General features: G+C 50.8%; 13 protein-coding genes and 1 rRNA gene. 12 read left to right on the top strand and 2 right to left on the bottom strand.

Annotated elements, in window-relative coordinates; genetic code table 11:
- Positions 1–23 precede the first annotated feature (23 nt).
- The 5 genes from OGV83_RS15745 to OGV83_RS15725 all read left to right on the top strand — a co-directional run bounded on the left by OGV83_RS15745 (position 24) and on the right by OGV83_RS15725 (position 3,596).
- Positions 24–800 (top strand): carbonic anhydrase, encoded by a 777-nt coding sequence (locus tag OGV83_RS15745; protein ID WP_049010084.1) that lies wholly within the window; start codon positions 24–26, stop codon positions 798–800.
- Between the two features lie 292 nt (positions 801–1,092).
- Complete coding sequence (gene dusB, locus OGV83_RS15740) at positions 1,093–2,058, top strand: tRNA dihydrouridine synthase DusB (RefSeq protein WP_115181057.1); 966 nt, start codon at positions 1,093–1,095, stop codon at positions 2,056–2,058.
- A gap of 23 nt (positions 2,059–2,081) precedes the next feature.
- Positions 2,082–2,378, top strand: coding sequence for a DNA-binding transcriptional regulator Fis (fis, locus tag OGV83_RS15735; protein ID WP_000462905.1), 297 nt, complete (start codon positions 2,082–2,084; stop codon positions 2,376–2,378).
- Positions 2,379–2,464: 86 nt separating this feature from the next.
- Positions 2,465–3,349: an adenine-specific DNA-methyltransferase gene (yhdJ, locus tag OGV83_RS15730; protein WP_115181056.1), complete on the top strand. Its 885-nt coding sequence runs from the start codon at positions 2,465–2,467 to the stop codon at positions 3,347–3,349.
- An 82-nt stretch (positions 3,350–3,431) separates the two neighbouring features.
- Positions 3,432–3,596 (top strand): DUF2556 family protein, encoded by a 165-nt coding sequence (locus OGV83_RS15725; RefSeq protein ID WP_047460895.1) that lies wholly within the window; start codon positions 3,432–3,434, stop codon positions 3,594–3,596.
- 52 nt (positions 3,597–3,648) lie between these two features.
- Here the strand turns inward: OGV83_RS15725 and envR are convergent, their stop codons facing one another.
- Positions 3,649–4,311, bottom strand: coding sequence for an acrEF/envCD operon transcriptional regulator (envR, locus tag OGV83_RS15720; protein WP_110123633.1), 663 nt, complete (start codon positions 4,309–4,311; stop codon positions 3,649–3,651).
- Between the two features lie 406 nt (positions 4,312–4,717).
- On the opposite strand from envR, the gene OGV83_RS15715 reads away from it, so the two are divergent.
- The 7 genes from OGV83_RS15715 to OGV83_RS15685 all read left to right on the top strand — a co-directional run bounded on the left by OGV83_RS15715 (position 4,718) and on the right by OGV83_RS15685 (position 14,119).
- Positions 4,718–5,875 (top strand): efflux RND transporter periplasmic adaptor subunit, encoded by a 1,158-nt coding sequence (locus OGV83_RS15715; RefSeq protein WP_115181055.1) that lies wholly within the window; start codon positions 4,718–4,720, stop codon positions 5,873–5,875.
- An 11-nt stretch (positions 5,876–5,886) separates the two neighbouring features.
- Positions 5,887–9,000, top strand: a complete 3,114-nt coding sequence (locus tag OGV83_RS15710) for an efflux RND transporter permease subunit (protein WP_110493742.1) — start codon at positions 5,887–5,889, stop codon at positions 8,998–9,000.
- A 269-nt stretch (positions 9,001–9,269) separates the two neighbouring features.
- Positions 9,270–9,491: a putative periplasmic lipoprotein gene (locus OGV83_RS15705; protein WP_012135403.1), complete on the top strand. Its 222-nt coding sequence runs from the start codon at positions 9,270–9,272 to the stop codon at positions 9,489–9,491.
- A 433-nt stretch (positions 9,492–9,924) separates the two neighbouring features.
- Positions 9,925–10,950 carry an amino acid ABC transporter substrate-binding protein gene (locus OGV83_RS15700; protein ID WP_058668171.1) on the top strand — a complete coding sequence of 342 codons (1,026 nt, stop codon included), beginning with the start codon at positions 9,925–9,927 and terminating at the stop codon, positions 10,948–10,950.
- A 108-nt stretch (positions 10,951–11,058) separates the two neighbouring features.
- Positions 11,059–12,240, top strand: coding sequence for an amino acid ABC transporter permease (locus OGV83_RS15695; protein WP_058668172.1), 1,182 nt, complete (start codon positions 11,059–11,061; stop codon positions 12,238–12,240).
- A gap of 9 nt (positions 12,241–12,249) precedes the next feature.
- Entirely contained in the window at positions 12,250–13,353 is a 1,104-nt protein-coding gene (locus OGV83_RS15690) for an amino acid ABC transporter permease (protein ID WP_024130997.1), read from the top strand.
- Between the two features lie 7 nt (positions 13,354–13,360).
- Complete coding sequence (locus OGV83_RS15685) at positions 13,361–14,119, top strand: amino acid ABC transporter ATP-binding protein (RefSeq protein WP_012135408.1); 759 nt, start codon at positions 13,361–13,363, stop codon at positions 14,117–14,119.
- Positions 14,120–14,249: 130 nt separating this feature from the next.
- Here OGV83_RS15685 and rrf read toward each other — a convergent pair.
- A 5S ribosomal RNA gene (rrf, locus tag OGV83_RS21650) occupies positions 14,250–14,331 on the bottom strand; the annotation flags it as partial.

The raw sequence follows: 14,331 nt of genomic DNA, 5'->3' as shown, positions 1-14,331 counted from the left end.
TTTTCAATTCATCGGGTAAATGCATGAAGTTAATTTCTTTGGCCACTGCCTTTCTGGCAATCTGTATGATTCCCGTTTCCGTTTCGGCAACTGACTGGAGCTATGAAGGCGACACCTCTCCCGCGCACTGGGGTGAAATCAATAAAGCATACAAACTGTGCCAGACCGGGATGAGCCAGTCCCCTGTTGATATTCTCACCACGAATGAAATCCAGCTCCCGCCGCTTAACGTACAGTACATCGATCGCGCCGACATGCTCCTGAACGTTAACCACACTCTTCAGGCAACAATGAACCCCTATTCTTCTGCTTTCGCTCAGATTGACGATCAGCCTTATGCTTTAGCAGAATTTCATTTTCATGCCCCAAGTGAAAATACCATCAATGGTAAACACTATGCGATGGAGCTGCACCTGACACACAAAAACCAGGAAGGTGAGATTGCCGTCGTTGCCGTCATGTTTGATATCGGTGAGCCAAATGAGGCAATTGAACGTTTATGGCAATCCATCCCGGCAACCCCGGGCGACAGCATACCGTTGCTTTCCCCCGTCGATATCAATCTGCTGTTGCCGGAAGACAGAACCTACTGGCGCTTTAGCGGTTCGTTAACGACGCCTCCCTGTAGCGAAGGCGTAACCTGGATTGTCCTGAAACAGCCTATGACGCTTTCTGCCGGTCAACTGGAAAAGTTTCGCCATACGATACACCCTGCCAACAATCGCCCTGTCCAGCCTTTGAATGGCCGCGTCATTAACGAATGGTCGATACCGACGCTTCGCGATCCTGTCCTGAAATGAGGCGGTGATCACACTATGAAACGATAATCTGCTGGTTAAATCAGCAGATTATGTTGTCCAGCCGTCAGCCATAGAAGAAAAAATGAGAAGTTACGCAAAATTGTAAGCGTATAAAAATTCGGCATCATTTTATAACGCAATGATTTATAAAGTTAATTAATTCTCATCGTTCATCTTAACCGCGATTCTTTGATCCACCTCAGAGGATTGGTCAAAGTTTGGCCTTTCATCTCGTGCAAAAAATGCGTAATATACGCCGCCTTGCAGTCACAGTATGGTCATTTCTTAACTCATGCGCATCGGACAATACCAGCTTAGAAATCGCCTGATCGCAGCGCCCATGGCTGGCATTACTGACAGACCTTTTCGGACGCTGTGCTATGAGATGGGAGCAGGATTGACGGTATCCGAGATGATGTCTTCTAACCCGCAGGTTTGGGAAAGCGACAAATCTCGTTTACGGATGGTGCACGTTGATGAGCCAGGCGTTCGCACGGTGCAAATCGCCGGTAGCGACCCTGTTGAGATGGCCGATGCCGCACGTATTAACGTGGAAAGCGGCGCCCAGATTATTGATATCAATATGGGGTGTCCGGCTAAAAAAGTGAATCGCAAGCTCGCAGGTTCAGCCCTCTTGCAGTACCCGGATTTAGTGAAGTCGATACTAACCGAGGTCGTGAGTGCAGTGGACGTTCCTGTCACCCTGAAGATTCGCACCGGCTGGGCCCCGGAACACCGTAACTGCGTAGAGATTGCCCAACTGGCTGAAGACTGTGGCATTCAGGCTCTGACCATTCATGGACGCACCCGCGCCTGTTTGTTCAATGGAGATGCTGAATACGACAGTATTCGGGCAGTTAAGCAGAAAGTTTCCATTCCGATTATCGCGAATGGCGACATTACTGACCCGCATAAAGCCAGAGCTGTGCTCGACTATACGGGGGCGGATGCCCTGATGATAGGCCGCGCAGCTCAGGGAAGACCCTGGATCTTTCGGGAAATCCAGCATTATCTGGACACTGGGGAGTTGCTACCCCCCCTGCCTTTGGCAGAGGTTAAGCGCTTGCTTTGCGCGCATGTTCGGGAACTGCATGACTTTTATGGCCAGGCAAAAGGGTACCGAATTGCACGTAAACACGTCTCCTGGTATCTCCAGGAGCACGCTCCAAATGACCAGTTTCGGCGCACATTCAACGCCATTGAGGATGCCAGCGAACAGCTGGAGGCGTTGGAGGCATACTTCGAAAATTTTGCGTAATGAAATAAAGAGCTGACAGAACTATGTTCGAACAACGCGTAAATTCTGACGTACTGACCGTTTCTACCGTTAACTCTCAGGATCAGGTGACTCAAAAGCCCCTGCGTGACTCGGTTAAACAGGCACTGAAGAACTATTTTGCTCAACTGAACGGTCAGGATGTTAATGACCTCTATGAGCTGGTACTGGCTGAAGTAGAACAGCCCCTGTTGGACATGGTGATGCAATACACCCGTGGTAACCAGACCCGTGCTGCCCTGATGATGGGCATCAACCGTGGTACGCTGCGTAAAAAATTGAAAAAATACGGCATGAACTAATTTCGATTAGCTAATTGCTTGTTTAAAAAGGCGCTACTCGGCATGGGGAAGCGCCTTTTTTATTCGCGTCAGACAGGAGTTTGTTCATGAATGTCGGATTTGAGCCGCAATATTTTGGCGATGAATCGAAGAAGATCATTCACGGTGATGCGCTTTCAGAATTGAAAAAACTGCCCCCGGAAAGTGCCGATTTAATTTTTGCCGACCCGCCCTACAACATCGGAAAAAATTTTGATGGTCTGGTGGAGTCCTGGGACGAAGAGACCTTTTTGGCCTGGCTGTTTGAATGCATTGATGAGTGCCATCGGGTGCTGAAAAAACACGGCACGATGTACATCATGAACAGCACGGAGAACATGCCCTATCTCGACCTCAAATGCAGGAAACTGTTCGATATCAAAAGCCGCATCATATGGTCGTACGACAGCTCAGGCGTGCAGGCCAAAAAGTATTTTGGCTCAATGTATGAACCCATCCTGATGATGGTAAAAGATGCGAAGAACTATACGTTTAATCGTGATGACATCCTGGTTGAAACCAAAACCGGCGCAAAAAGAGCGTTGATCGATTACCGCAAAAATCCGCCCCAGCCCTACAACACGCAAAAAGTCCCCGGAAACGTCTGGGATTTTCCCCGCGTCCGCTACTTAATGGATGAGTATGAGAACCATCCCACGCAAAAACCCAGAGCGCTGTTGAGCCGGATCATCCTGGCCTCCTCAAACCCGGGCGACACGGTGTTAGATCCCTTCGCCGGAAGCTTCACGACGGGCGCCGTAGCCGTGGAAACCGGGCGAAAATTTGTCGGCATCGAAATCAACGATGAATACGTAAAAATGGGCATCAGAAGGCTGAACGTCACCTCTCACTATGCGGAAAACGAACTGGCAAAGGTGAAAAAGCGCAAGACAACAAACCTGTCCAAAAAGAGCCGAATGACCGAAATGACGGATACGTCTCAGGTGAAGTAAAAGCATTGTAAGTCTGCTTTTCTGCCGCGTTGTTTCGTGTATATTCCTTGCACGCTTGGGCATGAATACACAGGATTTGGCAATGATTCGTAAGTATTGGTGGCTGGTTGTTTTCGCAGTCTCCGTTTTCCTTTTTGACGCATTACTCATGCAGTGGATCGAACTGATGACAACGGAATACGATAAATGCCGCAACATGAATTCGGTTAACCCGCTCAAACTCGTCAACTGCGCCGACCTTGAGTAGTACGCCAGCCAGTTCTATGCAAATTATGCCGACGCACAGTTAGGGATAACCGTTACGCTTCCCCGACCGGGTTGTTATTCTGCGTTAGTACCATCACATTGCCATTCGGAACTAACATTTTTAATACATTATCCACTAATTGCGGCGCCTGCTTATAGAGATCATAACTGGAAGGATTCATTAACCAGTTCTTTACGATCCCGCTAAAACTGCCATGAAGCACAATTAAATTGACCTCGACATCAAGACCGGTCGCAATCAGTCCTTTATTCATACATTGCTGTAATGCTTCACGCATTACCTGATAACTGAAGCCTATTTTTTCCCGAATATCCTGCTCTGATATCATATCATTATGAAATTCACATTTATGATATAAAATCTGCATTAATGCCTGTTGTCGGGGCACTTCGGCAATATATTGCAAAGCGGCAATCAGTTTTTCACGCAAATTCTGTAGCGGATTATCGCCCCCACACGTTGTTAACCTGTCCTGAATGAGATCGCGTAGCGGCGGTTGCTGACCCCATACCTCATTAAACAACTGCGTCTTGTTCTCAAAATGCCAATAGATAGCGCCCCGCGTAACATTCGCGGCGTCTGCAATGTCGTTTAGCGTGGTGTTGCCGACCCCGTGCAAGGCGAACTGTACGATCGCTGTTTCAATCAAGTGTTGTCGGGTTCTGAGGGCGTCCGCTTTTGTTTTCCTGGCCATAATGAAGTGTGTCTGAAACCGAAGGATGACAGTAAATACTGTTCAGGGATAACGCGCAAATGTATCACTTCATTTTTATTTAAACGAGAGTCCTCGTGTATTATTACGCACAATACATCCAAATAAATAATAAATACAAATGAATCAAATAAAATCATTCACCAAAAGAATGCATATTTCCATTTGTGTTAATGAAAGACAGGATTTTACTTTTCCACCGCATTATGAAACGACAGGATATTAATCTTTTTTTGCTTTTACGTGCCGTGCATGACGACCGGAAATAAGTATTGCTTACATCACGAGCTGATAATTTGTAGGATAGCCAACTGCTATTTTATTTGTGCGCGTTAACGCCTTACCGTTATCCGGTAAATAACGAGCTTCGGTTTTCTAAGGAACAGTAATGACGAAACATGCCAGGTTTGCACTCCTGCCCTCATTCATCATAATCTCCGCTGCGTTACTCGCCGGTTGTAACGATCAGGGAGATACGCAAGCTCACCCTGCTGAGCCGCAAGTCACCGTCCACGTAGTCGAATCTGCCCCCTTAGCGGTGACGACCGAGCTGCCGGGGCGCACGACGCCATTTCGTATTGCGGAAGTCCGGCCTCAGGTCAGCGGCATTGTACTGAAAAGGAATTTCACCGAAGGTAGCGATATCGAAGCAGGCCAGTCGCTTTATCAGATTGACCCGGCGACTTATCAGGCTGATTACGACAGCGCCAAAGGCGAGCTGGCAAAAAGCGAAGCTGCCGCCGCCATTGCGCACTTAACGGTTAAACGCTACGTTCCGCTGGTTGGCACAAAATACATTAGCCAACAAGAGTACGACCAGGCCATCGCCGATGCTCGTCAGGCTGATGCCGCCGTTATCGCCGCAAAAGCCGCAGTAGAAAGCGCGCGCATCAACCTCGCCTACACCAAAGTGACTTCGCCGATCAGCGGCCGCATTGGTAAATCCAGTGTCACCGAAGGCGCGCTGGTAACCAATGGTCAGGCAACCGAACTGGCGACCGTGCAACAGCTTGATCCTATTTACGTTGATGTGACGCAGTCCAGCAGCGATTTTATGCGTCTCAGGCAGTCCGTCGAGCAGGGTAGCCTGCACAAAGACAACACCCGCAGCAACGTCGAGTTGGTAATGGAAAATGGTCAGGCATACCCGCTGAAAGGCACGCTGCAATTTTCCGACGTTACGGTAGATGAAAGTACCGGTTCTATCACCCTTCGGGCTGTTTTCCCCAATCCTCAGCACACCCTGCTTCCCGGTATGTTTGTCCGCGCGCGAATTGATGAAGGCATTCAGCCCAATGCCATTCTCGTTCCACAGCAGGGCGTAACGCGTACGCCGCGTGGCGATGCGATGGTGATGCTCGTCAATGATAAAGATCAGGTTGAAGCGCGCGACGTTATCGCTACTCAGGCGATCGGCGATAAATGGTTAATCAGCAAAGGGTTGCAACCGGGCGACAAAGTTATCGTCAGCGGCTTGCAGAAAGCCCGCCCGGGCGAACAGGTTAAAGCCACCACCGATGCCCCTGCGGCGAATGCAGCGCAATAAGGTAACCGGACATGGCAAACTTTTTTATTAATCGCCCGATTTTTGCCTGGGTTCTGGCCATCATTCTCATGATGGCCGGCGCCCTGGCGATCATGCAGCTGCCTGTTGCGCAGTACCCGACCATCGCGCCGCCCGCCGTTGCGATTTCCGCAACCTACCCGGGGGCAGACGCGCAAACGGTGCAGGATACCGTAACGCAGGTTATCGAACAGAATATGAACGGTATCGATAACCTGATGTATATGTCGTCCACCAGCGACTCGTCCGGTAGCGTAACCATTACGTTGACGTTCCAGTCCGGCACCGACCCGGATATCGCACAGGTTCAGGTACAAAATAAACTGCAACTGGCCATGCCTTTGTTGCCGCAGGAGGTACAGCAGCAAGGTATCAGCGTCGAGAAATCAAGCAGTAGCTTCCTTCTGGTGGCCGGTTTTGTTTCCGACAATAAGAACCTGACGCAGGATGATATTTCCGATTATGTGGCGTCTAACGTTAAAGATACCATCAGCCGGACATCCGGCGTCGGCGACGTCCAACTGTTTGGCGCACAGTACGCGATGCGTATCTGGCTCGACAGCAATGCGTTAAACAAATACCAACTGACGCCGTTAGATGTTATTAACCAGCTGAAAACGCAGAACAACCAGATTGCCGCAGGCCAACTGGGCGGGACGCCTTCCATCCCGGGACAGCAGCTTAACGCCTCTATCATCGCGCAAACACGCCTGAAAACGCCGGAAGAGTTTGGCCGCATCACGCTGAAAGTGAATCAGGATGGTTCGATGGTCCATCTTAAAGATGTGGCCCGCATCGAACTTGGCGGCGAAAACTACAACATGGTGACGAAGATTAATGGCCAGGCGGCGACAGGCTTGGGTATTAAGCTGGCAACCGGCGCGAACGCGCTGGATACGGCAGCGGCCATTAAAGCGAAGCTTGCGGAACTACAGCCGTTCTTCCCGCAAGGGTTGAAGGTGGTCTACCCGTATGACACCACGCCGTTTGTGAAAATATCGATTCATGAAGTGGTGAAAACGCTGTTTGAAGCGATCATCCTCGTTTTCCTGGTCATGTATCTTTTCCTGCAAAACATACGCGCGACGTTGATACCGACCATTGCTGTGCCGGTTGTACTGCTGGGTACATTCGCCATCCTGGCGGCGTTCGGTTTCTCTATTAATACGTTAACAATGTTCGGGATGGTGCTCGCCATCGGCTTGCTGGTCGATGATGCTATCGTCGTCGTGGAAAACGTCGAACGCGTGATGGTGGAAGAAAAGCTACCGCCCAAAGAAGCGACTCAGAAATCAATGTCGCAGATTCAGGGCGCGCTGGTGGGGATCGCGATGGTGCTTTCCGCCGTATTTGTGCCGATGGCCTTCTTTGGCGGCTCAACTGGCGCAATTTACCGCCAGTTCTCGCTGACTATCGTTTCTGCAATGGCGCTTTCTGTACTGGTTGCGCTCATCCTGACGCCTGCGCTTTGCGCCACGCTGCTTAAGCCTGCGTCTGCCGATCACCATGAAAAGAAAGGTGGCTTCTTCGGGTGGTTTAACACGCTGTTTGAGAAAAGCGTCGGGCATTACAGTAACAGCGTCAGCGGTATTTTGCGCAAGACCGGGCGTTATTTGCTGCTGTATGTCCTTATCGTCGGCGGCATGGCCATTTTGTTCCTGCGCTTACCCACCTCCTTCCTGCCGGAAGAAGATCAGGGCGTATTCATGACGATGGTGCAGTTACCGGCTGGCGCGACGCAGACGCGTACGCAGCAGGTGCTGGATCAGATTCAGAACTACTATCTGAACCAGGAAAAAGCCAACGTTGAATCCGTCTTTACCGTGAATGGTTTTAGCTTTAGCGGACAGGGGCAGAACTCCGGTATCGTCTTTATTAGCCTGAAGCCCTGGGAAGAACGCCCCGGCGAAGAAAATGGCGTAGAAGCGATCGTTGCCCGCGCAACCAGGGCATTCAGCCAGATAAAGGATGGTCTTGTCTTCCCGTTCAACCTGCCCGCGATTATTGAGCTGGGTACGGCAACGGGGTTTGACTTTGAACTGATCGATCAGGCGAACCTGGGCCACACGGAGCTCACCAAAGCCCGGAACCAGTTGCTGGGTATGATAAAAGAGCATCCCGACCTGCTGGTTCGCGTACGCCCTAACGGGCTGGAAGATACGCCACAGTTCAAGCTGGATGTCGATCAGGAAAAAGCACAGGCTCTGGGAGTCAGCCTGTCAGACATCAACCAGACGATTTCCACCGCGCTTGGCGGCACGTACGTGAATGATTTCATCGATCATGGACGAGTGAAGAAAGTCTATGTCCAGGCGGATGCGCCGTTCCGCATGTTGCCCGGTGACATCAACAATCTGTATGTCCGTAGCGCAAACGGTGAAATGGTTCCGTTCTCCACCTTCAGTTCGGCACGGTGGATTTACGGCTCACCACGTCTGGAACGCTACAACGGTATGCCTTCAATGGAGCTGTTGGGTGAAGCGGCGCCCGGCAGAAGTACCGGGGAAGCGATGGCATTAATGGAAAGCCTGGCGGAAAAATTACCGAACGGTATTGGTCATGACTGGACAGGCATGTCGTATCAGGAGCGCCTCTCCGGCAACCAGGCTCCGGCGTTGTATGCAATCTCACTGATTGTGGTCTTCCTTTGCCTGGCTGCATTGTATGAAAGCTGGTCCATTCCGTTCTCCGTTATGCTCGTTGTACCGCTAGGCGTGGTCGGCGCATTGCTGGCCGCCTCGCTTCGCGGACTGAATAACGACGTTTACTTCCAGGTTGGCCTGCTCACAACCATTGGTCTTTCTGCTAAAAACGCCATCCTGATTGTGGAGTTTGCCAAGGATCTGATGGAGAAAGAGGGACGAGGGTTGATTGAGGCAACGCTTGAAGCGTCACGTATGCGTTTACGCCCAATCCTGATGACATCTCTGGCGTTCATCCTCGGCGTTATGCCGCTGGTTATCAGTCATGGCGCAGGCAGTGGCGCACAAAATGCGGTGGGAACAGGGGTTATGGGAGGAATGCTGACGGCGACATTGCTGGCAATCTTCTTCGTTCCGGTCTTCTTTGTGGTCGTGAGACGTCGATTTAACCGGCATCATGATTAACCACTAAAATTAAGGCGCCCTCGGGCGCCTTTTTCCAAAATAATTATCCATTTATGTATTAAAAAGATAGTCATTTATTTTCCCTGCTATTTACCAGACATGCACCGCTTAGCCATCCTTTTCTCCATTATTTTTACAATCCACATGAATTGAAATTATTCCATATGCGGGTGCCTTTTTAAGGCGTGATAAAATAGCGTCGGGTTCGCAGCTAGCGGAGCATTCGACTTTGCTGGATGTAGCGAAACGTTTATTTTTGAGGTAACACCATGAAAAGATTAATTCCTGTTGCATTGCTCACAACCTTGCTGGCGGGGTGTGCGCATGACTCTCCTTGCGTTCCGGTTTATGACGACCAGGGTCGTCTGGTTCATACCAATACCTGTATGAAGGGCACCACGCAAGATAACTGGGAAACAGCGGGGGCGATTGCCGGTGGTGCAGCCGCTGTCGCAGGCCTGACGCTGGGGATTGTTGCCCTGACGAAATAGGTTTTATTAAAAGCGCGGCAACCCGCGCTTTTAATATAAGGCAAAGCTCTGGATAATCGACTTATTATTAATCATTAATTATAGATTTCTCTCACATATCTACTCTATAAGATTGGCGCTTTTCATTATTCTGTCTTAGTGAAACTGCATTTATCATACTTATCCTGCCGATATTAACGGGCGAAATCGTTATTCCGCACAGCGCCCGTAAATTTAAATATTTTGCTCCAAAATGTGGCTTACGTTTCATTTTCGCACCATTTCAGGGCGCTGCATTTATTTTTTCCTGTCTACACTCTGCATATTGCGTCGAGCATTCGTTCGCAAAACCTGGCACTACCTTTGCTTAAAAGAGTATGGCCAAAGCCACAGACAGGTAAAGACGTTCCAGAACGTCTCTCTATAACGATAATTTCTCCACACAGGATGCATTATGAAAAAGATGATGATAGCCAGCCTGGCTGCGGTCGGCGTGCTGCTTGCTGTTGCAAATCAGGCGTATGCTGGCGCAACACTGGATGCCGTAAAGAAAAAAGGATTCGTACAATGTGGGATCAGTGACGGCCTGCCTGGTTTTTCTTATGCAGATGCAAGCGGTAAATTCACGGGTATTGACGTCGATGTTTGTCGTGGCGTTGCCGCAGCCGTATTTGGCGATGATACAAAAGTAAAATATACCCCACTCACTGCAAAGGAGCGCTTCACCGCCTTGCAATCCGGCGAAGTCGATCTGTTATCCCGTAATACAACCTGGACCTCTTCACGCGACGCAGGTATGGGCATGTCATTCACTGGCGTGACGTATTACGACGGGATTGGTTTCCTGACGCATAACAAAGCGGGGTTAAAAAGCGCTAAAGAGCTGGACGGCGCCACCGTCTGTATACAGGCTGGCACGGATACCGAACTGAACGTGGCCGATTACTTTAAAGCCAACAAAATGAAATACACCCCGGTCACTTTTGATCGCTCTGATGAGTCAGCCAAAGCGCTGGAATCGGGCCGCTGTGACACGCTGGCTTCTGACCAGTCTCAGTTATATGCCCTGCGAATCAAGCTGAGCGACCCTGCCGAATGGATCGTCTTGCCTGAAGTCATCTCAAAAGAGCCTCTGGGCCCCGTTGTGCGCCGTGGTGATGATGAGTGGTTCTCCGTCGTCCGCTGGACGCTGTTCGCTATGCTGAATGCTGAAGAAATGGGGATTAACTCGCAGAACGTAGATGAGAAAGCGGCGAATCCGGCAACACCGGACATGGCGCATTTGTTGGGCAAAGAAGGGGATTACGGTAAGGATCTGAAACTGGATAACAAATGGGCCTACAACATCATTAAACAGGTTGGTAACTACGCGGAGATCTTTGAACGTAACGTGGGATCGGAAAGCCCACTGAAGATCAAACGAGGCCAGAACAATCTCTGGAATAACGGCGGCATTCAGTACGCACCACCCGTACGCTAAGCCGTTGTGATGTAACGGGCGCCGCACCTGCGGCGCTCAGCCGTTGTGATGTAACGGGCGCCGCACCTGCGGCGCTCAGCCCAGAGTTATGGTTACCGAGGTTTTCTTATGTCCCATCGCCGCTCAACCGTGAAAGGAATGCTCTCCTTTTCTAACCCTGCGGTCCGCGCCTGGTTATTTCAAATACTCGCCGTTATTGCGGTTGTCAGTGTTGCGGTCTATTTAATTCATAATACGATTAACAATCTGAGCAGTCGGGGGATTACCTCAGGATTCGCGTTTCTCGATCGCAGCGCCGGGTTCGGTATTGTTCAGCACCTGATCGACTACGAGCAAGGGGATACATATGGCCGCGTTTTTCTGGTCGGCTTGCTCAATACCCTGTTGGTCTCCGCACTGTGTATTGTTTTTGCGTCATTTTTAGGTTTTTTCCTCGGCCTTGCACGCCTGTCGGATAACTGGTTATTGCGTAAGTTATCGACCATTTACATCGAAACCTTTCGCAATATTCCGCCATTGCTGCAAATCTTCTTCTGGTACTTTGCCGTCCTGCGTAATTTACCCGGGCCACGGCAGGCGGTCAGCGCGCTGGATTTGGTTTTTCTGAGTAATCGGGGACTCTATATTCCGGCGCCACAGCTGGGTGAAGGCGTTATCGCTTTTTGTGTGGCAATCCTTCTGGCGATCGTCATCTCCACCGGGCTCTTTCGCTTCAATAAAACGCACCAGATTAAGACGGGGCAATTGCGCCGAACATGGCCTACGGCGTTGGCGCTCATCGTGCTATTGCCGGCTGTCGCTCAGTGGCTATTTGGCGCGGCGCTACACTGGGATGTGCCTGAGTTACGCGGGTTTAACTTCCGGGGAGGAATGGCATTAATTCCAGAACTGGCTGCGTTGACGCTGGCGCTTTCGGTATACACCTCGGCATTTATTGCTGAGATCATCCGTTCCGGTATCCAGGCGGTTCCCCACGGCCAGCATGAAGCCGCGCGTTCACTGGGCCTCCCTAATCCGGTAACGCTGCGTCAGGTCATCATTCCCCAGGCACTGCGCGTGATCATTCCTCCATTGACCAGCCAGTATCTGAATATCGTGAAGAACTCATCGCTTGCCGCCGCTATCGGCTACCCGGATATGGTTTCCCTGTTTGCCGGAACGGTACTGAACCAGACGGGTCAGGCCATTGAAACCATCGCCATCACCATGTCGGTTTATCTGATCATCAGCCTCAGTATTTCCCTGCTGATGAATATTTATAACCGCCGTATCGCCCTGATTGAGCGCTAAGGAACCATGATGACAAAAGCTCTTCTGTCTCATCCCATGCGCCCGGCCAATAACGGCGCAGGTCGCATAATTTTGTGGGTACGTAAAAATCTCTTTTCCAGTTGGTCCAATAGCCTGCTAACCCTTTTTTGTCTGTGGCTCATGTGGATACTCATTCCCCCCTTGCTGAACTGGGCGTTTCTACAGGCTAACTGGGTGGGTTCGACGCGTGCTGATTGCACGAAGGCGGGTGCATGCTGGGTATTTATCCACGAACGTTTTGGTCAGTTTATGTATGGGCTTTATCCACATGACCAACGCTGGCGCATCAACCTGGCATTACTCGTTGGTCTGGCCTCCATTGTGCCGATGTTCTGGAAAGCAATGCCCCGTCGCGGGCGCTATATCGCCGCATGGGCGGTTATCTATCCCATTGTTGTCTGGTGGCTGATGTATGGCGGTTTCTTCGGGCTGGAGCGGGTAGAAACGCGGCAATGGGGAGGATTAACACTCACGTTGATCATCGCTTCCGTCGGTATTGCGGGTGCCCTTCCTCTGGGAATTTTGCTGGCGCTGGGCCGTCGCTCTCATATGCCGATCGTTCGGATGCTCTCCGTTATCTTTATCGAGTTCTGGCGAGGCGTACCGTTAATCACCGTGCTGTTTATGTCTTCGGTCATGTTGCCGCTGTTTATGTCGGAAGGAACCAGTATCGACAAACTTATCCGGGCGCTGGTCGGGGTGATCCTTTTTCAGTCTGCCTACGTCGCAGAGGTCGTACGCGGAGGGTTACAGGCATTACCGAAAGGGCAGTATGAGGCCGCGGAATCTCTGGCGCTCGGGTACTGGAAAACCCAGGGACTGGTCATTCTACCCCAGGCGTTGAAGCTGGTAATACCGGGTCTGGTGAACACCATTATCGCCCTGTTTAAAGATACCAGCCTGGTGATCATTATCGGTTTATTTGACCTTTTCAGTAGCGTTCAGCAGGCAACTGTTGACCCTGCATGGCTGGGGATGTCGACCGAAGGGTATGTTTTTGCCGCACTGATTTACTGGATTTTCTGCTTCAGCATGTCGCGTTACAGCCAGCATCTGGAGAAACGTTTTAACACCGGGCGTACGCCGCACTGAGGATTTTATGAGCCAATTATTAATTCAACCTGCCGACGCGATGATCACGCTGGAAAACGTCAATAAATGGTACGGTCAGTTTCATGTTCTGAAAGACATTAATCTGAACGTGAAACAGGGGGAGCGTATCGTGTTGTGTGGCCCTTCCGGCTCGGGTAAATCCACGACCATTCGCTGTATTAATCATCTGGAGGAACATCAACAAGGACGGATTGTGGTAGACGGTATTGAACTCAATGAAGACATTCGCAATATCGAGCGGGTAAGACAGGAAGTCGGTATGGTGTTCCAGCACTTCAACCTCTTCCCACATCTGACGGTACTGCAAAACTGTACTCTGGCGCCGATTTGGGTGCGGAAGATGCCAAAGAAAGAAGCTGAAGCACTGGCGATGCATTACCTGGAACGTGTGCGCATCGCTGAGCACGCCCATAAGTTTCCAGGGCAGATTTCCGGCGGGCAACAGCAGCGCGTGGCTATTGCACGTTCGCTATGCATGAAGCCCAAAATTATGCTGTTTGATGAGCCGACCTCCGCGCTGGATCCTGAGATGGTGAAAGAGGTGCTGGATACCATGATTGGTCTGGCACAGTCCGGGATGACAATGCTTTGCGTCACCCACGAAATGGGCTTTGCCCGAACGGTAGCAGACAGGGTGATCTTTATGGATCGTGGTGAAATTGTTGAGCAGGCGCCACCGGAAGAGTTTTTTGCCCATCCTAAATCAGAGCGCACCCGGGCGTTCTTGTCGCAAGTCATTCACTAACTGCCCGGTGGCGCTGCGCTTATCTGGTGGAACGTGAGCCGGATAAGGCACAGCCGCCATCCGGTAGTTCTCAGGGCGCGTAAACGCAAAAAGGCCCGATCTTTCGACCGGGCCCTTCGCTTGATTTGATGTCTGGCAGTTCCCTACTCTCGCATGGGGAGACCCCACACTACCATCGGCGCTACGGCGTTTCACTTCTGAGTTCGGCATGG

The organism is Citrobacter sp. CK189 (assembly GCF_030333505.1).
Lineage (GTDB): Bacteria > Pseudomonadota > Gammaproteobacteria > Enterobacterales > Enterobacteriaceae > Citrobacter_B > Citrobacter_B koseri.
This window is presented reverse-complemented; position numbering and strand designations above follow the sequence as displayed.

Excerpts from the sequence above, each read along its gene's own strand:
- OGV83_RS15710 (WP_110493742.1), top strand. The coding sequence starts at position 5,887 with ATGGCAAACTTTTTTATTAATCGCCCGATTTTTGCCTGGGTTCTGGCC.
- envR (WP_110123633.1), bottom strand. The coding sequence starts at position 4,311 with ATGGCCAGGAAAACAAAAGCGGACGCCCTCAGAACCCGACAACACTTG.
- fis (WP_000462905.1), top strand. The coding sequence starts at position 2,082 with ATGTTCGAACAACGCGTAAATTCTGACGTACTGACCGTTTCTACCGTT.
- OGV83_RS15705 (WP_012135403.1), top strand. The coding sequence starts at position 9,270 with ATGAAAAGATTAATTCCTGTTGCATTGCTCACAACCTTGCTGGCGGGG.
- OGV83_RS15745 (WP_049010084.1), top strand. The coding sequence starts at position 24 with ATGAAGTTAATTTCTTTGGCCACTGCCTTTCTGGCAATCTGTATGATT.
- OGV83_RS15715 (WP_115181055.1), top strand. The coding sequence starts at position 4,718 with ATGACGAAACATGCCAGGTTTGCACTCCTGCCCTCATTCATCATAATC.
- yhdJ (WP_115181056.1), top strand. The coding sequence starts at position 2,465 with ATGAATGTCGGATTTGAGCCGCAATATTTTGGCGATGAATCGAAGAAG.
- OGV83_RS15690 (WP_024130997.1), top strand. The coding sequence starts at position 12,250 with ATGACAAAAGCTCTTCTGTCTCATCCCATGCGCCCGGCCAATAACGGC.
- OGV83_RS15700 (WP_058668171.1), top strand. The coding sequence starts at position 9,925 with ATGAAAAAGATGATGATAGCCAGCCTGGCTGCGGTCGGCGTGCTGCTT.
- OGV83_RS15725 (WP_047460895.1), top strand. The coding sequence starts at position 3,432 with ATGATTCGTAAGTATTGGTGGCTGGTTGTTTTCGCAGTCTCCGTTTTC.
- OGV83_RS15685 (WP_012135408.1), top strand. The coding sequence starts at position 13,361 with ATGAGCCAATTATTAATTCAACCTGCCGACGCGATGATCACGCTGGAA.
- dusB (WP_115181057.1), top strand. The coding sequence starts at position 1,093 with ATGCGCATCGGACAATACCAGCTTAGAAATCGCCTGATCGCAGCGCCC.
- OGV83_RS15695 (WP_058668172.1), top strand. The coding sequence starts at position 11,059 with ATGTCCCATCGCCGCTCAACCGTGAAAGGAATGCTCTCCTTTTCTAAC.